Origin of the sequence: Laedolimicola ammoniilytica, assembly GCF_025567165.1 — a bacterium.
GTDB lineage: Bacteria > Bacillota > Clostridia > Lachnospirales > Lachnospiraceae > Laedolimicola > Laedolimicola ammoniilytica.
Genome location: NZ_JAOQKC010000034.1, coordinates 1 through 23,560, shown reverse-complemented (window position 1 = coordinate 23,560; position 23,560 = coordinate 1). Strand labels below are relative to the sequence as shown.

The window sequence follows — 23,560 nt, the reverse complement described above, 5'->3', positions numbered from 1 at the left end:
ATTATGCAGGAAAAAGCAAGAAAAAGAAACCCCCACCCCTCAAGAATGAGGGGCAGGGGAGTTGAATAGGCGAAGCCTATTTTTTATGAAGAAGCAGGCCGCCATCGTTCCCAAAATCGGCAGAAAAGAAGGCTTCTTGATTAAGAGATAAGAAATAAGAGAGGAGAAACATCATGTCAGAAAAGAATGTTACCATACGTCTGGAAACGAAAGAAGATTACAGAGCTGTTGAAAATCTGACCCGTGAGGCATTCTGGAATGTTTACCGGCCCGGCTGTATGGAGCACTATGTGCTGCATTGTTATCGGGATGACCCGGCATTTGTGCCGGAGCTGGATTTTGTGATGGAACTGGGCGGTGAGCTGATCGGGCAGGTCATCTATGTGCGGTCGGAGATCGACTGTGACGATGGGCGAACCCTACCGATCATGACCTTCGGCCCCATCGGCATCGCACCCGCATACAAGCGGCAGGGCTACGGAAAGCAGCTGCTCGACTATTCCATGGGAAAAGCCAGGAAAATGGGTGCAGGAGCGCTTGCTATTACCGGCAATATTGACTTTTACGGCAAATCTGGCTTTGTTCCGGCCAAAACCAAGGGCGTGCGTTATGCCGACGACCCGGAGGCGGACTATTTTCTCATCAAAGAACTGAAACCCGGATTTCTGGACGGCGTCTCCGGCACTTACAAAGACCCCGAAGGGTATTTTGTCTGTGAGAAAGATCCGGAGGGCTTTGAGCAGTTTGAAGCCACTTTCCTGGCAAAAGAGAAGCAGAAGCTGCCTGGATAGCTGTGTTAAACAGGAGGAATAACGGATGAACTATCTTCGGATTACAAAAGAAAATATTGATAAGGAACATATCTGCTGCGCCATGTCCGGCAAGCAGAGTGTCGCAAAAAAGGAATGGCTGAGGCAACGCTTTGATGATGGACTTGTTTTTTATCGCAGCGCAGAGCGCGGTAAATGCTTTATCGAATACATACCGGCCGAAAATGCCTGGGTGCCTATTGCGGCAGAGGGTTATCTTTACATGAACTGCCTATGGGTATCCGGTTCCATGAAGGGACACGGATACTCGAACGATCTGTTGGAGACGTGTATCCGTGACGCTAAGGCTCAGGGAAAGAAAGGTCTTTGTATTCTGTGTGCAGAAGGACGGAAGCGGGAATTTCTCGCTGATCCGAAATTTCTTGCTTACAAGGGGTTCCGTGTGGCAGACCTGTCCGACTGCGGAATCAATCTTATGTATCTTCCCATTGAATCGGGTGCACAGCCGCCGCATTTCAAGGAATGCGCGAAACATCCGATGGTTAAGGAAGCAGGCTTTGTTCTTTATTATACCGATCAGTGTCCGTATACCTATTATTGGGTGCCGAGGGTACAGCAGGCGGCGAAGGAACATGGTATCCCGTTCAAGACTATCCATATCACGGACAAAGAATCTGCACAGAATGTACCTGCACCGGTCACGACCTATGCTCTGTTTCGGGACGGTCAGTTTCTGACACAGAGTATTCTGTCAGATAAAAAATTCCTGACGCTGGCTGGTTTGAAAAACTGATTTTACTCCGCAATTTTTTGTGTTGTTTTTGAGTCGCAACATAATGTTATCAAATGAAATGGAGAAAATTTTAATGAAAAAATACGCACTGCTGGATACCGATGGTCTGATTTGCTGAGATGAGTCTGGAATGAGTGCATAAAATCCCAAGCGTAACATCGTGTTTGGGTTCGCTTGATTTTAAAAAGAAACACTTGCAAATTCTGCCACTTTTTTTTAAAATAACCTCAGTGTATTCTATAAAGCTATGAGGAGTCGTTATCATTATGAAAAAAGTTGTAAAATTTGGAGGAAGCTCTCTGGCCAATGCGGAACAGTTTAAGAAGGTAGGAGAGATCATCAGAAGTGAAGAAAGCCGCAGATATGTGGTGCCGTCTGCGCCGGGAAAGCGCTTTAACGGAGACACCAAGGTAACGGATATGCTGTATGCCTGCTATGAGGCTGCGGAAGCAGGGGAAGAGTTTTCCGGAAAGCTTCAGGCTATTAAGGAGCGCTTTGAGGAGATTATAAAGGGGCTTTCTTTGGACCTGTCCCTGGAACGGGAATTTGAGCAGATTGCGGCTGATTTTTCCGCACATGCGGGAAAAGAGTATGCTGCGTCCAGAGGAGAATTCCTGAATGGTAAAGTTATGGCAGCTTATCTGGGATATGAGTTTGTGGATGCGGCAGAAGTGATCCGGTTTGATAAGAATGGAGTTCTGGAGGCAGAAAAGACCAACAAGCTTCTCGGAAAAAGACTGGCAAAATGTGAAAAAGCGGTTATCCCTGGATTTTACGGCGCTGAGGATAGCGGAAAGGTACGAACCTTTTCCAGAGGAGGTTCCGATGTGACCGGTTCGCTGGTAGCCAAGGCGATTATGGCGGATCTGTATGAGAACTGGACCGATGTATCCGGTTTTCTGGTGACCGATCCGAGGATCGTGGAGAATCCGGCTGTGATCGAGACGATTACCTATCGAGAGCTTCGTGAGTTATCTTATATGGGAGCGACGGTTCTTCATGAGGAGGCTATTTTCCCGGTCAGAAAAGAAGGAATCTCCATCAACATCCGCAATACGAACCACCCGGAGGATAAGGGAACCTTTATCGTGGAGAGCACCTGCAGAAAGCCCAAATACACCATCACAGGGATTGCGGGAAAGAAAGGTTTCTGCTCTATTAATATTGAAAAATCCATGATGAACAGTGAAATTGGCTTCGGACGGAAAGTCCTGCAGGTATTTGAAGATCAGGGCATCAGCTTTGAGCATATTCCTTCCGGAATCGACACACTGACCGTCTATGTGCATCAGGATGAATTTGAAGAAAAGGAGCAGCAGGTGATTGCGGGAATTCATCGGGCAGTATCTCCGGATTTCGTGGAAATGGAGTCGGATCTTGCTCTGATTGCCGTAGTAGGACGGGGCATGAAGTCCACCCGGGGAACAGCCGGAAGAATCTTCTCCGCGCTGGCCCATGCCAATGTGAATGTGAAGATGATCGATCAGGGATCCAGTGAGCTGAATATTATCATCGGTGTGGAAAATCGGGATTTTGAGGCTGCAATCAAAGCGATTTATGATATTTTTGTTCTGACCCAGATGTAAGGAAAGAGGGCTGTCGTAGCAGACAGCTCTTTTTGCGTCTTTTCGGTGAGAGACGCAGGCGTTTTAAGATGTGGAAAATATGGATATCGCCATTGACGGAGCCGGATTTTTTCGTCATAATGAGAAGCAGAGCGTGGAATATCAGAGAGAAAAATTCCGGAACAGGAGAGATATCGATGGATTTATTTGATTATATGCGGGAAAATACACAGAAGCAGGAGGCGCCGCTGGCGTCCCGCCTGCGCCCCCGGACCCTGGATGAGATCGTGGGGCAGAAGCATATTCTGGGGAAGGACAAGCTGCTTTACCGGGCCATCCGGGCTGACAAGCTGAGTTCCCTGATTTTCTATGGACCGCCGGGTACCGGCAAGACGACGATTGCGCGGGTCATCGCCAATACAACCCGGGCGGATTTTACCCAGCTGAACGCTACCGTGGCAGGCAAGAAGGATATGGAGGCGGTGGTGAACCGGGCCAAGGATAACCTGGGGATGTATGGCCGCAAAACAATCCTGTTTGTGGACGAGATTCACCGGTTCAACAAGGGGCAGCAGGACTATCTGCTTCCTTTTGTGGAGGACGGCACAGTGATTCTGATTGGGGCGACCACGGAAAACCCGTATTTTGAGGTAAATGGGGCGCTATTGTCCCGCTCGGTCATCTTTGAGCTGAAGCCTCTGGAGAAGGCAGATATTCTGGAGCTGATTCACCGGGCATTGACCGATACGGAGCGGGGAATGGGCTCGTATGGGGCGGATATTACGGAGGACGCGGCGGAATTTCTGGCGGATATTGCGGGGGGCGACGCCCGGTCAGCCCTGAACGCGGTGGAGCTGGGTGTACTGACCACGGAACAGTCCGAAGACGGACGGATTCACCTGACACAGGAAGTGATGGCCGAGTGTATCCAGAAGCGGACGGTCCGCTACGATAAGACTGGCGATAATCACTACGATACCATTTCTGCATTCATCAAGAGCATGCGCGGTTCCGATCCGGACGCGGCGGTCTATTATCTGGCAAAAATGATTTACGCGGGGGAGGATGAGCGGTTCATCGCCCGCAGAATCATGATCTGCGCCTCCGAGGATGTGGGAAACGCGGATCCCATGGCGCTGACGGTGGCCGTCTCAGCGGCACAGGCCGTGGAGCGCATCGGTTTCCCGGAAGCACAGATTATACTGGCCCAGGCGGCTTCCTATGTGGCCTGCGCACCCAAGAGTAATTCGGCGGTGAATGCCATCTCGGCGGCCATGGAGTCGGTGAAGACGAAGCGCACCAGCGTGCCGCCCCATCTGCAGGACGCCCATTATCCGGGCGCGGGCAAGCTGGGACACGGCACAGGCTACAAATATGCCCACGATTACCCGAATCATTATGTGGAGCAGCAGTATCTGCCTGACGAGGTGCTGGGCGAGAAGTTCTATGAGCTGTCGGACAACGGCTATGAGCGGCAGATCAAAGAGCGTTTTCGGAAAATCAAAGGAAATGAATAAGCAGAAAGGAACATCAGGAACGATGTTGAAGGGGCTTATCATGCAGGCTTCCCATACGGAGCTGCTGGAGTATCACTTGACGGCATGCGGTCTGCCGTGGAGAAAACTGGCGCCGGGGAGCGGCGCGGCCATGCTTCAGAAGGCGGCGGAAAGTCTCGGCGCGCCGGAGGAGCTGCTCTGTCTGGTGGAGACGGATGAGGATGAAAGAATTGCCCGGGATGGGGGATTCTTCTGCATCGGTTATCTGAATCCGGGGCGGACGAAAGAGCGTCTTTCCGGCTGTCGGATTCTGCTGGAGGGCTTCGAGGAGATTGACCGGACCTTTCTTGAAGAGGTACATACCAGGGCCCTGGGGCTCCCGGTGACTATCGCGGAGACCGGGCGGCTTCGGATCCGGGAAATGAGCCTTTCGGATCTGCCTGCGCTGAATGCTTTATGTCGGAAGAACGGGTACGATGGGATGGAAGAAGAGGAGGCAAAAGCCTACATCGCGTATATGTACGGCCTGTATCAGTGCGGCATGTGGCTGGTGTTCGAGAAGAAAAGCGGACGGCTTATCGGCCGTTGCGGCTTCGGCGTGGCTGACTATCTGGATTTCACTGAGCTGGATCTGGGATATCTGACGGATGTGGAATACCGAAGACAGGGATATGCGGAGGAAGCCTGTCGGGCTGTGCTGTCCTACGGGGATCAGGTGCTGCAATTTCCACAGATCAGCGCTTATGTGGAGGAAGAGAATACCGCGTCCCGGGCACTTCTCGGAAAGCTCGGCTTTTCCCTGATACAGAGCTTCAGGTGGAAAGGAAAGACTATGCGCCGCTATCTTCGGAGAGCGGAGAGCAGAGAAGAGGTTTGAGATTTGGGAGCAGAGTGGCCGGATAAAATAGGATTAGGAAATTCCTATGGAATCCCCTATTACATAAAAAAGTCCTCCGGGCAGGAGCGCACTGCGGCGGAGAGGTAGTATGTCGCTTAGGCGACCCGCCGCAGGCGGAGAATCCTGCGAAGCAGGATTCTCTTTCATACCTAAAAACGTTGGCAGGGAAACACAAATATGGTAGAATAGCCATAAATGTGAAAACAACTTAATTAGGAAGGAAACGAAAACCTTGTATAATTTATATGAAAAGATAAAAAGCGGAGAAGACGTACGACAGAGCCTGTCTATCATGCGGGGACTTCTGCGGGACAAAAAAGAGGGCCCTGCAGCAGGCCTGTGGCTGGATGAGCAGTTCGAGAAAGAGCCGGAATTCTGGCTGTCCCTGTTAAAATCAGAAGATCCCAAGATTCGAAAAAACGCGGCTCTGGTGCTGGGATTACTGGGCCGTGACGAGTGCCGGGATGCATTACTTAAAGCCTACGAGAAAGAAGATCAGCGCTTTGTAAAAAGCGCCTATCTGCTGGCGCTCCAGGGCTGCGACTGCGAAGAACAGCTGCCGTTCCTGAAAGAGCGCAGACGCCTGCTTCTGGGGGAAAAGCGGACGGCAGAGAACGATAAACACCTGCGGGAAGAGCTGGAAGCCCTGAACGGCCTGATATCCGAATACGAGATCGCGAAGAAACGCCGCTTCATTGGCCTGAAGGAGCCCTCCGAGGTCATATTGACCACCTGGAAAGAATACCGGGAGCTGACCGCCCTGCAGATCACCAGCGGCGAAGTCACCCTGATGGGCTCCGGCATGCGGGTAAAAGACGGTGACCTGAAGGAATTATTCTCCATCCGCACCTGGCGGGAAATGCTGTTCTGCCTGGACATTGACGAAATCTCCCGGGAAAACGCTGCCAAAGAACTGGCAGCCTCCAACCTGCGTGAACTTCTGAAGCGCTATTATGAGGGCGGCGCGCCCTGGCAGTTCCGTATCGAGTGTCGCAGCAAAATGACACTGGAAGAGCGCAGCCGCTACACCAAAAAGCTGGCAGACGGCCTGATGCTGGAGACTGGCGGCACGATGCTGAACGACACCTCAGACTACGAAGTCGAGCTGCGTCTGATCGAGAAAAAGTCCGGCGGTTTCCTGCCGTTACTGAAATTCTCCGGCCTCCCGGATCACCGCTTCGCTTACCGGAAGCACAGCGTAGCCGCATCCATGCAGCCCGCCCTGGCAGCCGTACTGGCAGAACTGTCCAGACCCTACCTGAAAGAAAATGCCCGGGTTCTGGATCCCTTCTGCGGCGTGGGAACCCTGCTCCTGGAGCGCAACTACGCCGTACACGCCGACACCCTTTACGGAATAGATGTCTTCGGCCCGGCCATCAAAGCCGCCCGCGAAAACGCAGCCGCAGCAGGTGTCCCGGCCCATTACATCAACAAAGACATGCGTGACTTCGACCACGAATACAAATTTGATGAAATCATCACCGATATGCCGGGAGAGGGTAAAAACCGCACTGCCCACGATGTGGACTGCCTCTACCGTGCCCTCTTCGAACGTGCCGAAACCCTCCTGAACCCCGGCTCCTACCTCTTCGTCTACGCCCATGATCGCGGCTACGCAAAGCGTTGGGTACGGGAAACAAAGGGACTGAAGCTGGAAAAAGAATGGCGCATCAGCGAAAAAGAAGATGCCTGGTATCTGGTGGTACGGTACGAAGGGTAACAGGAAAAATGTGGAAAAACAAGAAACGAGAACAGACAGAGCATCCGGAATGCGGAACCAGGTGCAGCATCAGAATGCAGGAGATGCTGCTGGCATGCGCATTGCTGGGGATATTGCTGTGTGGGCCTCTTAGAGGCTGCGGGCAGGAAAAAGTGGCAGAGTCAGAAGCCTCAGAGAATAAATTCGAAGCGATAGAACAGGAAAATCCAGATGCCGGAGAACAGATTTCACGTATCGGTCTGATACTGACCAGCCGGGACGATCCGGAGAATGAGAGCGTGGAGGCAGTCTTTCAGGAGCTGGCAGACCGTCTGGGCGCAGAACTCAGCGTCCAGACCCCGGACGTATCTGCCACCGAGGCCGCCGAGACCCGGGAACTGGCCTATCATACCTTCGTACTCTGTGACGTAAACCCCATCGAATACCAGATGCTGGCCGTGAACGAGCTGGTGGCAGAAAATGTGGACGTAATTGCGATTCACGCCAATCACGAGGAAGCGCTGGAGAGCGTGCTTTCGGCGGCCCGGGGCGTGGGAATCCGTGTGATAGCCTTCGGACAGGAGGTGACAGAGGAAAGCCGCGATGGGTATGTAAAGACCGCGGAACAGGCGGCGCTTGAGATAGAATAAGGGGACGAAAAACCGGGAGGGACACCGTAGTGAAAGAAACATTCGCCGGTCCCTCCCGGTTTTTCTGTGTACGACGGCGGGAATAATGCTACTTTGCAATGACATTGTTCCGAACTTTTGTTGACATTGTTCTTTTGTCCAGGGTATAATGTACTTATGATTTTATGCGTGGAGGTATCCCTTATGGCTGAAATGATCTCGGTAAGAGAGGCAGCAATGCGCTGGAATATTACAGAACGGAGAGTTGCGACGCTCTGCAAGAATGGGAGAATCGCCGGTGCGAAAAAGCAGGGCAATCGTTGGCTGATCCCGGTTGATACGCAGAAACCGGCGGATCAGCGGATCAAGACGGGCGCTTTTTGCAAAGCGGAGCGTGCGCCGAAGCTGCCCCTGCCCATCGGCGTGTCCAACTACTGCCTTGCATCGTCGGAATACTACTACATTGATAAGACGATGATGATCAAGGACTTCATTGACGAGCGTCCGATGGTGACGCTGTTCACCCGACCCCGGCGCTTTGGCAAGACGCTGAATATGGATATGCTGCGCACCTACTTTGAAAAGAGCGACAAGGATACTTCCGTCTACTTCCGGGATAAGAAGATCTGGGCCTGCGGGCAGAAATACCGGGATTATCAGGGCAAGTACCCTGTGATCTTCCTGACCTTCAAGGATGTGAAGTTCGATACCTGGGAGGAAACCTTTACGGCTATCCGGGATATTTTCGCAAAGGAAACCCGGCGGCACAAGGAGCTGCTAACCGGCGATAAGTGCGACGAGTACAGCAAAAAGACCTATGAAAAGCTGGCAGACGGTAAGGTCAGTGAGGTCGAGCTGGCTTCGGCACTGCTGGACCTGTCCGCTATGCTGCACAAGCACTATGGCACCGCGCCTATTATCATCATCGACGAGTACGATACTCCTATCCAGCAGGGCTATCAGAAGGACTACTATGACAAGGTCATTCGGTTTATGCGGAACCTGTTTTCCGGAGGATTCAAGGATAATCAGCACCTGTCTTTTGGCTTCCTCACCGGCATTTTGCGGGTGGCCAAAGAGAGTATCTTCAGCGGAATGAATAACCTGTCCATCAACTCCGTGTTGGACAACAAATACAGCGCCTACTTCGGCTTTACCGCCGACGAGATGATGGAGATGGCGGAATACTACGGTGCCGCCGACAAGTTCGATGAAATTTGCCAGTGGTACGACGGCTACCGCTTTGGCAAGACGGAGATTTTCAACCCGTGGTCTGTAGTCAATTACTTCAGCAACGAGTGTGAGCCGAGACCCTTCTGGGTATCCACCGGCAGCAACGATATTATCGGAGAAGTGCTTGCCCAGGCGGACGAAGAGATTTACAACCGTCTGACCTCCCTGGTCAACGGCGAAACCTTCACCACCTTCATCGACACCGGCGTGATCTATCCGCAGATCAAGAGCAATCCCTCCACCATTTACAGCTTCCTGCTGGTGACCGGCTATCTGAAGGCGCTGAAAACCACGCCCTCCTTCAGCGGCGATTTTATGTGCGAGGTCTCTCTGCCCAACCGGGAAATTTCTTTGGTATATAACAAGGAGATTCTGCAGCGGTTGGAAAACCTGATACCGCCGTCCACGGCGATTTCCGTTCAGGAGGCCATCTTCTCCGGCGATAACGCACGTCTGAAAGCGCAGATTCAGACGCTGCTGACCCAGTCGGTCAGCTCCTTCGATACTGCCGGGGAGAATTTCTACCACGGCTTTATGCTGGGGCTGTGTGCCTTGTTGGGTGGCGCTTTCGTAACCTCTAACCGGGAGTCCGGCGACGGGCGCTACGACATTCAGCTGAAGCCCAAGAAAAAGGAACTTCCGGGCATCTTGATCGAGCTGAAAGCGGAGAAGAATTGCAGCGATGAGCAGCTGAAAAAGCTGTCCGAGACGGCCTTGCAGCAGATCAACGATAAGAAATACGAAACCGAGCTGACGACCGCCGGGGTCAGGACGATCTATAAATACGGCGTGGCCTTCAGCGGCAAAAAGGTCGAAGTGGCAGTCGGATAAATTGACACTTTGGACTGCGGACATGACAGCCAGAAAAAGAGGAAGCTATATATTCCACGGGAGTGTCCGGCTTTTCGGGGATTGCTGTCTGGCAGTGGCGGACTTTAGAGTCCGACACAGACAGACGGCTGTCCGAGAAACGTTCGAACACGGTGGAATATAAGCTTCCTCAGTTTCGTCCATTTACTCCAAATTCAAACTATTCTTCATAAAATAAAACGTCAGCCAATAACAAGTCCCGCCCTGCACCAGAGCAATCAAGGCCGAAATAACGGAACTAAGCCAGAAAGCCGTCGTATTAGACCAGCTGGCCGAAAACATATGAGCCGTAAGTGACAGACTAGAAAACAGAGAGGTTCCAGTGGAATAGGTAGTAGCAGTAATTCCAGTCAGAATACCGGTGATCACATTGGAAAGAATCGTAACGCCTACAAAAATGCCGACAGAAGACAAAATCTTATGGGTATGAAAGCTATGTCCAATGGTAATACACATATAGTAAACCAGGATCCCCGCCATTTCTGATAAAATGAAAAGCGGAATCCACACAAGCCCTGCAGCAACCGGAGATACCCCGAAATTGTTCCGAAAACTGATAAACAGAGCAGGTACTTCGTCAAAGATCGCAGAGATCAAATCCTTGTTCAAAAACATGACCAGAATAGAAAGAAGGAGAAGCACCGTATCGATGGCAATCCAGACGGTAGCCACAATCAGCTTTCCCCAGATCTGTTCATGGACAGATACCGGAAGCGTGTGCATCAGATATCCTTCATCTGTGAACAGATTTTTTTGAAATCGCAGGATCGACAGATAAATGGAAGTAATCAGCGCGATGGCGACCAGCGCGATGACATAAAAAATAATCAGAGATGTGTCCGCAAAGGTCATCCATACATTCCCATCGTTAAAGCGTGGCCGGTTCAGCGCCAGCTGAATATAAAAGCGGCCGATAATCGTAATGGCGATGAGCCCCAGATGCAGCGGAATCATCAACCGGTTCACAGTCTTAAATTCGTATTTTATTAATTTTCCTAACATCTGAATACCTCCCTGAATAAAGCGTCCACCGATTTTCCTTCCTGCTCCCGGATGGCGTCCACAGAAGTGTGCAGGCGGATGTGTCCGTTCTGGATGAAAATCACGTCGTCCAACACATTTTCAATATCAGAAATCAGGTGGGTCGAGATCAGGACCGACGCATTTTCACTATAATTGGAAATAATCGTCTGGAGAATATAGTCCCGGGCAGCCGGATCCACGCCGCCGATGGGCTCGTCCAGACAGTACAGGTCGGCGTCGCGGCTCATAACCATGATAAGCTGCACCTTCTCCTTCGTGCCCTTAGACATGGTAGAAAGGCGGGCCGTCGGGTCGATGTCCAGGCGCTGCAGCATGTCCTCCGCGCGATTCCGGCGGAAATCCGTGTAGAAATCGCAGAAAAAGTCGAGAATATCACGGACCTTCATCCAGCTGTTAAAATAAGTACGCTCCGGCAGGTAAGAAACCACCTTTTTAGTCTCCGGACCGGGCTCGACGCCGTTGATATAGATATGACCGGCAGAGGGCGAGAGCAGGCCGTTGATAAGCTTGATCAGGGTTGTCTTGCCGCTGCCGTTGGGACCTAAGAGACCGATGATGCGGCCCCGGGGCAATGTCAGGTTCAGGTTATCCAGGGCGGTTTTGGAACCATATTGCTTGATGAGCCCTGTACAGGTTAAAAGTTCATTCATTTATGCTTCCCCCTTGCTTTCTTCGATCAGCAGCCGGATGCTTTCTTCTTTGGTGAATCCTAAGTGAGACATAGCTTCCAGAAACTGGCGAATTTGCTCGTGGGCCAGCTGCTGCTTCAGATGTTTCATGATGTGGGTGTCCTCGGTGATATATCTGCCGCTGGTGCGCTGGGCGTAGACCAGGCCGCTGCGTTCCAGTTCACTCAGAGCTTTCTGCATGGTGTTCGGATTGACGGCGGCTTCCGCGGCCAGTTCCCGTACAGAGGGGAGCTTCTGGCCGGGCTTGTAGATGCCGGCGATAATTTTGGATTTTATGATATCCTCCAGCTGCAGATAGATGGGCCGGGCATCATCAAGGCTCCATGACATGGAATCACGCTCCTTTCCTAAATTCGTGCATGTTCTCAGCACATCCAGGGATCCCCGTAGGGGGTTTCCTAAATTCGTGCATGTTCTCAGCACATCCAGGGATCCCCGTAGGGTGTTCCTGTAGAAAAATAAATTGTATTACTTAATTAATACAATAATGTACGGAAAACGAGATGTCAAGGGAGAAAGGAGAATATTCAGAAAGTCTTAATAATTTGAAAACAAGCAGTCGGGGGACGGAGCCGATGCGCATAAACGTGCAGGTTTTGCGTATGCTGCTCTCCCGGCCTTGGCTGTAATGGAAATTCCCTTGACGAATCCCGGAAAAGCCGATAAAATATGGATTACATGCGCGTAACAAAAGAAACGGTTTTTGGATATACAGGGAGAAATTTATGAGTATTTTAAATGTAGAGCACTTAACCCATGGCTTCGGCGACCGGGCCATTTTCACAGACGTGTCCTTCCGGCTTCTGAAGGGCGAGCACATCGGCCTGGTGGGAGCCAACGGCGAGGGAAAATCCACCTTTATGAGTATCGTGACCGGCAAGCTGATGCCCGACGAGGGCAAGGTGGAATGGGCAAAAAATGTCCATGCGGGTTATCTGGATCAGCATGCGGTGCTGGAAAAAGGCATGACCATCGGCCAGGTGCTGAAATCGGCCTTCGATCCGTTACTGAAAAAAGAAGAGCGGATGAACGAGATCTGCGATATGCTGGGCGACGCCGGGGACGATATGGACGCCCTGATGGAGGAGCTGGGAACCATTCAGGACGAGCTGACTCTGCACGATTTTTACACCATTGATGCGAAGGTGGACGAGGTAGCCCGGGCGCTGGGACTTCTGGATCTGGGGCTTGACCGGGACGTAACGGATTTAAGCGGCGGCCAGAGGACCAAAGTGCTGCTGGCAAAGCTGCTGCTGGAAAAGCCGGATATTCTGCTTTTGGACGAGCCGACCAACTATCTGGACGAGGAGCATATCGGCTGGCTGAAACGCTATCTTCTGGATTATGAAAACGCGTTTATTCTGATTTCCCATGACGTGCCGTTTATGAACGAAGTGGTCAACATCGTTTACCATATGGAAAATCAGGAGCTGAACCGCTATGTGGGCGATTACGACCATTTTCAGGAGGTCTATGCAGTCAAAAAAGCGCAGCTGGAGGCCGCTTACCGCCGCCAACAGCAGGAAATCAGCGAGCTGAAGGATTTTGTGGCCCGCAATAAGGCCCGGGTTTCCACCCGCAATATGGCTATGTCCCGCCAGAAGAAGCTTGATAAAATGGACGTTATCGAGCTGGCAGCGGAAAAGCCGAAGCCGGAATTCAATTTCCGCTATGGACGTACGCCCGGCAAAATGCTTTTTGAAACAAAGGAGCTGGTCATCGGTTATACGGAACCCCTGTCCAAACCGCTGAATTTCAGCATGGAGCGCGGACAGAAGATAGCGCTGGTGGGTACCAATGGTATCGGTAAAACTACGCTTCTGAAAAGTATTCTGGGCCTGATTCCTTCCCTGTCCGGCAGCTGTGAGCTGGGGGAAAATCTGCAGCTGGGCTATTTTGAGCAGGAAGTGAAGGGCGATAATAAGACCACCTGTATTGACGAGATATGGAATGAATTCCCGTCTTATAATCAGCAGGAAATACGTGCCGCCCTGGCAAAATGCGGCCTGACTACCAAGCATATCGAAAGCCAGGTGCGTGTCTTAAGCGGTGGTGAGCAGGCAAAGGTCCGTCTCTGTAAGCTCATTAACCGGGATACGAATTTCCTTCTTCTGGACGAGCCTACGAACCACCTGGATGTGGACGCCAAGGAGGAGCTGAAGCGGGCGCTGAAGGAGTATAAAGGAAGTATTTTGCTGATTTGCCACGAACCGGAATTCTATCAGGATGTGGTGGGAGAAGTGTGGGACATGAGTAAGTGGACCACGAAAGCACTGTAAATAGAATATAGATATCATACAAAATAGGAATCTTTCGGAAAATGGGTAGAATTTTCTGGAAGATTCCTATTTACATATATAGGGGAATATGGTAATGTTAAATAAATAGGGTAGGTAAAAACATAAACAAGGAAGACAATAAAAAAGAAACTGTTTCCAGTTCCTTTTTATCCTGCACCATGCAGGGTCTCAAAAGACGGATTCGGATAAACCTTATTTGCACTCGTCTTGTAAGTATTTATATTGTAACACAGTTTTGAAGAGAAAAGCAATAGAAGATTGAAAATAGAAAGAATTGAAAAAATAGGGGGAAGAGGATATGACATACTATTTAGGCTTAGACATGGGAACCAGTTCAGTAGGATGGGCGGTTACGGATGAGAATTATAACCTAATTCATAGGCATAGAAAAGACTTATGGGGAATCCGAGAATTTGAAGAGGCTAAAACAGCAGTCGAACGCAGAACGCAGCGAATCAGCCGTAGACGCAGACAGCGTGAGGTAGCACGCATTGGACTTCTGAAGGATTATTTTCATGATGAAATTCAAAAGGTGGATCCGAATTTTTATCAGAGGTTGGATAATAGTAAGTATTTTCCGGAAGATAAAGAAGAGGTTGTAAAGGGAAAGAACGGAATCTTTGCGGACGAAAATTATACGGACAGAGATTATTTTGCAGAATATCCGACAATATTCCATTTGCGCCGGGAATTGTTGAACTCAAAAGAACCTCATGATGTGCGTCTGCTCTATCTGGCATTACTGAATATGTATAAACACAGAGGTCATTTTCTGAATACTACTCTTGGAACAGATGGGGAAAACCGAAAACTATCAGATGTATACAGAGATTTTGTGGTAAAAACAGAAGAGGTACTTGGACTTACATTTCCACAAGAGACTGACAATGGAAAGATGCAGGAAATTATGTGCAGCAGGGAATTCTCCAGAAAAAGAAAGGCAGAACTGCTGTGCGCTTTACTGGAAATTGATAAAAAGCAGAAACAGCAGGTAGCGCTGATAGAATGTGTTCTGGGTCTGGATAAGAGCGTAAAACAGATGTATGGGACTGCGGTCCCTGACGATTTTGATAAGAGTGTGAAAGTAAACTTTTCAGACAGCAGTTTTGAGGAAAAAGTGTCGGAAGTTGAGGAACTTCTGGACGAGGAAAAATATGAATTGATTCTTTGCATGAAAGAGCTTTATGATACGGCAGTGCTGAATCAGATCATGGGGGATTGTAATTATCTTTCAGAGGCCAGAGTCCAGGAATATGAAAAGCATAAAGAGGATTTGAAGCTATTAAAAAGAACTGTAAAAAAATACGGAACAGCAGAGGAGTATCAATTCCTGTTCCGAAGCAGTGAAAAGGCTTCTTACAACGCTTATGTGCATTCTGTGAATTCGGGCGAAAAGATACGCCGGAATATGGATGGACGGAGTCGGGATGATTTGTACACCGTGCTTAAAAAAATGCTGAAAAACTATCCGCAGGAAGACGCAGACTGTAAATACATTTTAGAAGAAATAGAAAAAGAACAGTTTTTGCCAAAGCAGCTTGTTTCAGATAACGGCGTCATTCCCAATCAGATCCATTACAAGGAAATGAAAAAAATTCTGGAAAATGCGGAGCAGTATTTGCATTTTTTACGGGAAAAAGATGAATCCGGATATACGGTAGCGGAACGCATTTTAAAATTATTCGCATTTCAGATTCCTTATTATATAGGGCCCACTTCCGAAAAAAGTGGAAAGAATGGTGGGAACGGCTGGGTTGTGCGGAAAGAACAGGGCCAGGTTCTGCCTTGGAATATAGAAGAAAAGATTGACATGAAAGCAACTTCTGAGACATTTATTTCCCGTATGGTACGCCGCTGTACTTATCTGAGCGATGAAATGGTGCTTCCGAAAGCGTCTTTGGAGTATGAAAGCTTTTGTGTCCTGAACGAACTGAATAATCTGCGAATCAGAGGGGTAAAACTACCGATAACTGTGAAACAGGACATTTATAAAGACCTGTTTGAACGGGGAAAACGGGTGACCAGAAAACAGATTGTAAATTATCTGAAGGGAGTTGGAATTTTACAGGAAGGAGAAGAAGACGAACTTACAGGAATGATGGATACGTTTAACAGTTCGTTAGCTTCTTATGGCAAATTTAAAAGCATTTTGGGTGAAAAAATACAGGAAGATTCCTGCAAAAGGATGGTGGAGCAGATTATTTTCTGGTGTACCATTTATGGGGATGCAAAGAAGTTTTTGAAAGAGCAGTTAGAAGAAAAATATGGAGATGTCCTCACCAGGGAACAGATAAAGAGAATTCTTGGATTCAAATTAAAAGACTGGGGAAACCTGTCAAAAAAGTTTCTGGAATTAAATGGTTGCGATCGAAATACAGGGGAAGTTATGTCTCTGATTCGCATGTTATGGGAATCAGATGACAATCTGATGGAACTGTTGAAAGACAGTAGTTATACTTATAGAGCAGAATTGGAGGAACAACAGGAGAAACTGACAAAAACTTTGACTGAAATTTGCCCGGAAGATCTGGAAGGCTATTATTTCTCTGCTCCGGTGAAACGGATGATTTGGCAGACACTTCTCATTTTAAAAGAGGTAGAAAAAGTAATGGGTGAGCCGCCCAAACGTGTCTTTGTCGAGATGACCAGGGAGCATGACGAACGGCGGGAAATGAAGGATTCCAGAGGAAAGAAGTTTCAGGAACTGTATAAGAATATTAAGGATGAGGAACATAATTGGAAAGCGGAAATCGAGGATGCAGAGAAGGATGGCAGGATACGGAGTAAAAAGATGTATCTGTATCTGACACAGCGCGGCCGGTGTATGTACACAGGAAATCCCATCGATTTGGAAGAATTGTTTACCACAAAATATGATATTGATCATATTTATCCCAGACATTTTGTAAAAGATGATAATCTGGATAATAACCTGGTCTTAGTGGAAAAAGAAAAGAACGCCCATAAAAGCGATCAATATCCGTTAGGAGATGACATTTACACGGGGCGTCTGTCTTGGTGGAAAGAATTACATAGGGAAAAATTAATTAATGACGAAAAATATAAACGCCTGACTGGCCGGGCGCCTTTTAGTGATGAACAGAAAGCTGGGTTTATCGCGAGACAACTGGTGGAAACCAGTCAGGGAACAAAAGGTGTAGCTTCAATATTGAAAGAGGTACTACCGGAAACAACCACCATTGTTTACGCAAAGGCACGAAATGTTTCTGATTTTCGAAATACGAATGAACTGTTGAAAGCAAGAAGTGTAAATGATTTTCATCACGCCCAGGATGCGTATTTAAATATTGTGGTAGGAAATGTGTATTATGTGAAGTTTACAAACAATCCATTGAATTTTGTCAGAAGTGGGGAGGGGTATAACCTGGACGGTGTTTTTCGCAAAAATGTGATACGTGGACAGGAAAATGCATGGATCGTGAAACCGGAAAAAGGCGAAAAAATGACATTAGAAACCGTGAAAAGAGTGATGGCAAAGAATACGCCGCTTTTAACCAGGCTAAGTTTTGAAGGAAGAGGAGGACTGGCAAATCAAACCTTATACAGTGCAAAAGAAGCGGCGGGTGAGGGGTATGTGCCGCTGAAAAGTTCCGATAGCAGATTGCAGGATGTAACAAAGTATGGTGGATTTACCAGCGTAACAACGGCATATTTTATTCTGGTAGAGCATGATATGAAGAAAAAACGGGTGCGGACGATAGAAAGTGTACCGATTCTCTGGAAGGAACGGATAGAAAAAGAATCGGGACAATTGGAAATCTATTGTAGGGAGGCTCTGGGATTGGTGAATCCGGACATTCGGGTAAGAAAAATTTTGATTCAGTCGCTGGTGAAAAAGGATGGATTTTATATGCATCTTTCGGGAAAAACGGGGAATCGCTTTATTATGCGTAATGCGGTAGAACTGTGTTTAAAACAGGAATGGATCAATTATAGCAAAAAACTGGAAAAAGAAGGATGTGATGAGTCTATAACAAAAGAGAAAAATGAAGAATTATATGAGATTTTGAAAGAAAAGCATATAAATGGAATTTATCGGAAACGGCCGAATCCGATGGGTGAGAAATTGCATATAAGACAGGAAACGTTTAGGATGCTGACATTGGAAGAACAGAAAAAAGTATTATTGTCATTATTAAACCTTACGAAAATAGGACCTGTAGAAGCAAATTTGGAATTAATTGGGGAGTCAGCACATACTGGCAAAATGCTCATAAGTAAAAATATTACGGAGGTAAAAGAGTTTTATCTGATTCATCAGTCTGTGACAGGCATTTACGAAAAGCAGGTCAACCTGCTGACGGTATGAGTTGGCGCACAGTAGTCGTGTCAAGCAGTGCAAAGCTGGATTATCAGTTGGGATATCTAGTTGTGAGAAAAGACACCACGGTAAAAGTACATATCAGCGAGATATCCCTGCTCATGATAGAGTCTACGGCGGTTTCTTTGACAGCGGCTCTTTTAAACGAACTGACGAAAAAGAAAATTAAAGTTATTTTCTGCGATGAAAAAAGAAATCCGTCCTCAGAACTGGTGTCCTATTATGGAAGTCATGATACCAGTGCGAAAGTGCGGGATCAAATCCAATGGAGCGAGCAGAAAAAGGCGGTGATTTGGACAGAGATTGTGACAGAAAAAATACGGAAGCAAGCCGCAGTGTTACGGGAATACGGACGTGATGAGGCAAATTTGCTGGAACAGTATATCGGTGAAATGGAGTATGGGGACGCAACCAATCGGGAAGGACATGCAGCTAAGGTTTACTTTAATGCGTTGTTTGGCATGAGTTTTACAAGGACACAGGAAAATAGTATCAACGCAGCGTTAAATTATGGATATGGAGTTGTTCTGTCTATGTTCAATCGGGAGATTGTTATGAATGGATATCTGACACAGCTTGGTCTATTTCATAATAATATGTTTAATCCGTTCAATCTGGGTTCGGATTTGATGGAACCATTTCGGATTCTGGTTGACAGACAGGCGAAAAAATATTTGCCTGAAAAATTTGAGCCAGAGGAAAAACGTGTGATGTTGCAAATTCTTCAACAGGAGGTTTTGATAGGAGGTAGAAAAGAGTATGTGAACAACGCTATAAAAATTTATTGTAAAAGTGTGTTTGACGCCCTAAGTGCCAATGATGTTTCATTAGTTAAATTTTATCAATATGAGCTATAGATATATGAGAATTCTGGTCTTTTTTGATTTGCCGGTGACAACGGAGAGCGAACGCCGAATTTACCGTACCTTTCGGAAATATCTGATTAAAAATGGATTTTTGATGTTGCAGGAGTCCGTCTATTGTAAGCTTGCGCAGAATGCAACAGTCGGTGATGGAATAATAGAAAGTATACGAAAAAATAAGCCTGCATCTGGTTTAGTACAGGTTTTAAAGGTCACGGAAAAACAGTACGCAAAAATGGAATATCTGGTAGGCGAATGTAAATCTGAGGTATTGAATACAGATGAGAGGCTGGTGATTCTGTGAAGCTGGTACATGCGGAATATGGGATAGAAATAGAATTGAAGGAAAATCAGATTTCAGTGCTGGTGGTAGAATCACCGGAGAAGCTTTCGGAACTGATACAGGAGCTTTATCTGTCCAGACAGGGAGGAGAGGGAAAGTTCCTGCTTTCGGAAGCAGACAAATTGCTGAATATGGGAAAATTCCTGGAGCTTGTGGTGAATCCGTTTGCTATTGATGTAAATGAAAAACGGATTGTGCAAAAGCTATATCAGGAAATTGAGAGTCAGGTACAGGAACAACTGGTTCTGGAAACAGCGGAAATTCACAGCCGATTAATTTCTTATCTGGAAGAAATAGCAGGAAAAGTTACATATCCAGTGATATTTGATTTGGAACAAAATGTGCTGGGACTGATGAAAACTTATAATGTCAGGCTGGAGACGGAAAGCATTACAATGCTGGAAAAACTGGTAGAGTATTTTAGATTGCTGCATCAGTTATGCAGGGTAGAAGTTATCGTTTGCGTTAATTTGAAGAGTTATCTGTCAGAAGTGGAATTGCGTCAGCTCTATGAGACGGTATTTTATGAAAAAATAGCATTGATTTTATTGGAAAATGTACAGAGAGAGAAAGTAGATGGAGAAAGAATTTGTATTATGGACAGGGATTGGTGTATAATCGATCTTGAATAAGTCTACAGCATATGTCAATGTGTAAAACTCGGTGAGAATCAAAAAGATTTGAGAGGATGTAGATAAACCATTTTACTCGTCTTGTAAGTAGATGCTTGATTATGGAAAGAATAGATGAGCGGAGAGTGAAATGTTAAAAGGTAGAATTTTATATCATGGAAGCCAGGAAATAGTGGAATTTCCGGAGATTCGGATTCCAAGATATCATAAAGATTTTTATTATGGATTTTATTGTACCATTTATCCGGCCCAGGCTATACGGTGGGCTACGCGGTACAATGGCGTTGGATATTTAAATGAGTATGAATACACACCAGATGATAGTTTGAAAGTAAAAATATTTTCAGAAATGACAGAAGAATGGTTGGATTTTATTGTAGCGTGCAGGACGGGAAAATCGCATGATTACGACATTGTAGAAGGTCCGATGGCAGATGATACGATTTTCAATTATGTTCAAAACTTTGTGGATGGAAAAATCAGTAGAGAAGCATTTTGGGCTTTAGCCAAATTTAAGAAGCCCACGCATCAGATTAGTTTTCATACAGCAAGAGCATTGGAAACGCTAAAGTTTTTGAGAGGAAGTGAAGTGAAAAATGAAGAATGACAGTGCTTTATTTTACACGTGTAGTTTGATAGAATTTATTGGAAGAAAGCAGAAGCTGCGTCGTTCAGAAGTTGTAAGTTCCCTTGGAAATGCAACCATAAAAAGAATATATGATTACGCAGATATTTTTCATTGTGAACCGATAGAAAAAGTGGCAGACGAATTTATCCATGATAGCAATATTCCTCTTGGTTCCTTTGATAATGTCGCTGCATGTAAATATGAAGTGCCAGATTATTGGACGATTGGTGAAGTTTATGAACGTTTAATAGAGGATACGTTTAGTGAGACAGAAGGGGATATTGTGGAAAAAATAAAAAAAGTGTATATATCCTGGATAGATGAAACAATTTCAAATTATAATTCGGATTTTTATTACCAATCACGGGATTATATTAAGGAATGCTACAAAGAAGGAAAAGTTTGTGCCTGAAACAGATAAGCTCATTTACCGATATAGGGGAGGTGTTTGAGAGTCTTGTAAGTAAGGCAACGATTTTGCTTTTCCCAGAAGGAAATTGTTACTTTGAATATACTTGCAGCATATGTCAGTATGTGAAACTCGGTGAGAATCTTAAAAAGATGAACTTTGAGGTTTGAGAGCCTTGTAAGTGAAGAAGTAACCGAAACCAGCCCAGATATCCGGCCAGCACTGCACCAGTTTGAGAGCCTTGTAAGTGAAGAAGTAACCGAAACGAGCTGTCCCGCAGCGACTTCTATCTGTCCGTTTGAGAGCCTTGTAAGTGAAGAAGTAACCGAAACGCTTGTGGAGCTGCCTGCCCAGGTCTTAACGTTTGAGAGCCTTGTAAGTGAAGAAGTAACCGAAACTGTGATCGTCTGCGAATATCTGCCGTAATAGTTTGAGAGCCTTGTAAGTGAAGAAGTAACCGAAACTGAAAAAAGTTGGTACCGCAGACATTACGCGTTTGAGAGCCTTGTAAGTGAAGAAGTAACCGAAACCTCTACGAGGGAAAAGGCATGGTAGGAACAGTTTGAGAGCCTTGTAAGTGAAGAAGTAACCGAAACGGTGTGAAAAGCCGGAGGAGAAAAGAAGATGTTTGAGAGCCTTGTAAGTGAAGAAGTAACCGAAACTCCTGCTGTAATTGGCTTTTGCGCATTTTCGTTTGAGAGCCTTGTAAGTGAAGAAGTAACCGAAACTATTGCACCGGAGAAAAAACGTCTAGTACAGTTTGAGAGCCTTGTAAGTGAAGAAGTAACCGAAACAGGAGTATATTTTAGAGAATGTGATTTTGGGTTTGAGAGCCTTGTAAGTGAAGAAGTAACCGAAACATGTAAAACTTCCTAGAAAAAAAGAAGAACGTTTGAGAGCCTTGTAAGTGAAGAAGTAACCGAAACCTTGCGCATATGGTTATATCTGCCGTAAATGTTTGAGAGCCTTGTAAGTGAAGAAGTAACCGAAACTTGTTCTCCGCTTTTATAAAATGATGCACTGTTTGAGAGCCTTGTAAGTGAAGAAGTAACCGAAACTGGAGTAAGTCGCACAACGACGACCCGACGGTTTGAGAGCCTTGTAAGTGAAGAAGTAACCGAAACAGTTTTCGTACGACAGCTTGGAGGCCGTAAGTTTGAGAGCCTTGTAAGTGAAGAAGTAACCGAAACTTTTAAATAATGGAATCGGTCTCTCGAATAGTTTGAGAGCCTTGTAAGTGAAGAAGTAACCGAAACGGATATGCAGGTGCTACGATACGGTTACGCGTTTGAGAGCCTTGTAAGTGAAGAAGTAACCGAAACGTTTCGGGTTGCTCCGGCTCTGGGTCTTTCGTTTGAGAGCCTTGCAAGTGAAGAAGTAACCGAAACGGATATGCAGGTGCTACGATACGGTTACGCGTTTGAGAGCCTTGTAAGTGAAGAAGTAACCGAAACACCGGAGCGGGAGGTGTCCGGAAGGATTCTGTTTGAGAGCCTTGTAAGTGAAGAAGTAACCGAAACACGATGCGTGTGCTATATTGTGAATGTGCAGTTTGAGAGTCTTGTAAGTGAAGAAGTAACCGAAACTAATTATTCTCATACCCCCGCAGAAACTCCGTTTGAGAGTCTTGTAAGTGAAGAAGTAACCGAAACTTACCACGTTTAGACGATGCTTCACCTTTGGTTTGAGAGTCTTGTAAGTGAAGAAGTAACCGAAACGGGCGGATATTGGTACTGGGACGCCGAGAAGTTTGAGAGTCTTGTAAGTGAAGAAGTAACCGAAACGATGACGGAGCAAAGGCAGAAGGAGCGATAGTTTGAGAGTCTTGTAAGTGAAGAAATAACCGAAACATTGGATTTGTGGCGATAGGACAGGCCGGGGTTTGAGAGTCTTGTAAGTGAAGAAGTAACCGAAACTGTTGTAATGCAAAAAGTTATCGCTTTTGCGTTTGAGAGTCTTGTAAGTGAAGAAGTAACCGAAACAGAATACCTATGTAGACATCAATCCAAAGAGTTTGAGAGTCTTGTAAGTAAAGAAGTAACCGAAACGAAGATTATATATTCAGATATTACCTATGAGTTTGAGAGTCTTGTAAGTAAAGAAATAGAAAATAAGAAAAAACATCGATCACTCAATAATATGTATCCTCTTTACTGGATAAACAGTAAGGCGGGTATATATCAAAATGATCGATGTTTTTTAGTAAACGTCAAATCTTGCGTCTTGACGAATTAGTTTTTATGCCACACTTTAAATAACATGAAAAAAACGTAAGCGTCCAATAAGAGGGTGTATCGAAATTTCTGGCTGTTGCATGTAAACTATTGATTAGAGTTTTGGGAGTTGACTCTAAAAAC

18 protein-coding genes and 1 CRISPR repeat array are annotated in these 23,560 nt (G+C 46.7%); of the genes, 15 read left to right on the top strand and 3 right to left on the bottom strand.

The genetic code is table 11. From position 1 onward, the window contains the following. The first annotated feature begins 173 nt into the window (after positions 1-173). The 8 genes from OCV63_RS16510 (at position 174) to OCV63_RS16475 (ending at position 9,914) form a co-directional block, all read left to right on the top strand. Positions 174-791 (top strand): GNAT family N-acetyltransferase, encoded by a 618-nt coding sequence (locus OCV63_RS16510; protein WP_158365335.1) that lies wholly within the window; start codon positions 174-176, stop codon positions 789-791. Positions 792-816: 25 nt separating this feature from the next. After that, positions 817-1,563 (top strand): YoaP domain-containing protein, encoded by a 747-nt coding sequence (locus OCV63_RS16505; protein ID WP_158365334.1) that lies wholly within the window; start codon positions 817-819, stop codon positions 1,561-1,563. Between the two features lie 266 nt (positions 1,564-1,829). Then, a complete protein-coding gene (locus tag OCV63_RS16500) occupies positions 1,830-3,149 on the top strand; it encodes an aspartate kinase (protein ID WP_158365333.1) in 1,320 nt (439 codons plus the stop codon). A 176-nt stretch (positions 3,150-3,325) separates the two neighbouring features. Continuing rightward, positions 3,326-4,645 (top strand): replication-associated recombination protein A, encoded by a 1,320-nt coding sequence (locus OCV63_RS16495; protein WP_158365332.1) that lies wholly within the window; start codon positions 3,326-3,328, stop codon positions 4,643-4,645. Further along, a complete protein-coding gene (locus OCV63_RS16490) occupies positions 4,638-5,501 on the top strand; it encodes a GNAT family N-acetyltransferase (RefSeq protein ID WP_262670937.1) in 864 nt (287 codons plus the stop codon). The genes OCV63_RS16495 and OCV63_RS16490 overlap by 8 nt, the downstream gene beginning before the upstream one ends. Before the next feature lie 253 nt (positions 5,502-5,754). Beyond that, the gene (locus OCV63_RS16485; RefSeq protein ID WP_158365330.1) at positions 5,755-7,242 is read left to right on the top strand and encodes a HEAT repeat domain-containing protein; all 1,488 of its coding nucleotides are present in this window, start codon (positions 5,755-5,757) and stop codon (positions 7,240-7,242) included. A gap of 8 nt (positions 7,243-7,250) precedes the next feature. Then, positions 7,251-7,871, top strand: coding sequence for a substrate-binding domain-containing protein (locus tag OCV63_RS16480; protein WP_262670936.1), 621 nt, complete (start codon positions 7,251-7,253; stop codon positions 7,869-7,871). Positions 7,872-8,054: 183 nt separating this feature from the next. Next, positions 8,055-9,914, top strand: coding sequence for an AAA family ATPase (locus tag OCV63_RS16475; RefSeq protein WP_158365328.1), 1,860 nt, complete (start codon positions 8,055-8,057; stop codon positions 9,912-9,914). A 183-nt stretch (positions 9,915-10,097) separates the two neighbouring features. On the opposite strand, the gene OCV63_RS16470 is transcribed toward OCV63_RS16475, so the two are convergent. The 3 genes from OCV63_RS16470 to OCV63_RS16460 are packed head-to-tail and all read right to left on the bottom strand — an operon-like array spanning position 10,098 to position 12,016. Further along, a complete protein-coding gene (locus OCV63_RS16470) occupies positions 10,098-10,955 on the bottom strand; it encodes a hypothetical protein (RefSeq protein ID WP_158365327.1) in 858 nt (285 codons plus the stop codon). After that, positions 10,949-11,647, bottom strand: coding sequence for an ABC transporter ATP-binding protein (locus OCV63_RS16465; RefSeq protein ID WP_158365326.1), 699 nt, complete (start codon positions 11,645-11,647; stop codon positions 10,949-10,951). Before OCV63_RS16465 ends, OCV63_RS16470 begins: the two co-directional genes overlap by 7 nt. Then, positions 11,648-12,016, bottom strand: coding sequence for a GntR family transcriptional regulator (locus OCV63_RS16460; protein ID WP_158365325.1), 369 nt, complete (start codon positions 12,014-12,016; stop codon positions 11,648-11,650). 395 nt (positions 12,017-12,411) lie between these two features. Between OCV63_RS16460 and OCV63_RS16455 the strand changes: the two genes are divergently transcribed. The 7 genes from OCV63_RS16455 to OCV63_RS16425 all read left to right on the top strand — a co-directional run bounded on the left by OCV63_RS16455 (position 12,412) and on the right by OCV63_RS16425 (position 21,206). After that, complete coding sequence (locus OCV63_RS16455; RefSeq protein ID WP_158365324.1) at positions 12,412-13,965, top strand: ABC-F family ATP-binding cassette domain-containing protein; 1,554 nt, start codon at positions 12,412-12,414, stop codon at positions 13,963-13,965. Positions 13,966-14,284: 319 nt separating this feature from the next. Continuing rightward, complete coding sequence (cas9, locus tag OCV63_RS16450) at positions 14,285-18,316, top strand: type II CRISPR RNA-guided endonuclease Cas9 (protein ID WP_158365323.1); 4,032 nt, start codon at positions 14,285-14,287, stop codon at positions 18,314-18,316. Further along, positions 18,313-19,185, top strand: coding sequence for a type II CRISPR-associated endonuclease Cas1 (gene cas1 / locus OCV63_RS16445; protein WP_158365322.1), 873 nt, complete (start codon positions 18,313-18,315; stop codon positions 19,183-19,185). The genes cas9 and cas1 overlap by 4 nt, the downstream gene beginning before the upstream one ends. A 4-nt stretch (positions 19,186-19,189) precedes the next feature. Continuing rightward, positions 19,190-19,495 (top strand): CRISPR-associated endonuclease Cas2, encoded by a 306-nt coding sequence (gene cas2 / locus OCV63_RS16440; protein WP_158365321.1) that lies wholly within the window; start codon positions 19,190-19,192, stop codon positions 19,493-19,495. Further along, entirely contained in the window at positions 19,492-20,166 is a 675-nt protein-coding gene (csn2, locus tag OCV63_RS16435) for a type II-A CRISPR-associated protein Csn2 (RefSeq protein WP_158365320.1), read from the top strand. The genes cas2 and csn2 overlap by 4 nt, the downstream gene beginning before the upstream one ends. A 130-nt stretch (positions 20,167-20,296) precedes the next feature. Continuing rightward, positions 20,297-20,773 carry a DUF3990 domain-containing protein gene (locus OCV63_RS16430; protein WP_158365319.1) on the top strand — a complete coding sequence of 159 codons (477 nt, stop codon included), beginning with the start codon at positions 20,297-20,299 and terminating at the stop codon, positions 20,771-20,773. After that, positions 20,763-21,206, top strand: coding sequence for a hypothetical protein (locus tag OCV63_RS16425; RefSeq protein WP_158365318.1), 444 nt, complete (start codon positions 20,763-20,765; stop codon positions 21,204-21,206). The genes OCV63_RS16430 and OCV63_RS16425 overlap by 11 nt, the downstream gene beginning before the upstream one ends. A gap of 161 nt (positions 21,207-21,367) precedes the next feature. Next, a CRISPR array of direct repeats spans positions 21,368-23,251; the repeat unit is 36 nt; unit sequence GTTTGAGAGCCTTGTAAGTGAAGAAGTAACCGAAAC. Between the last annotated feature and the right edge of the window lie 309 nt (positions 23,252-23,560).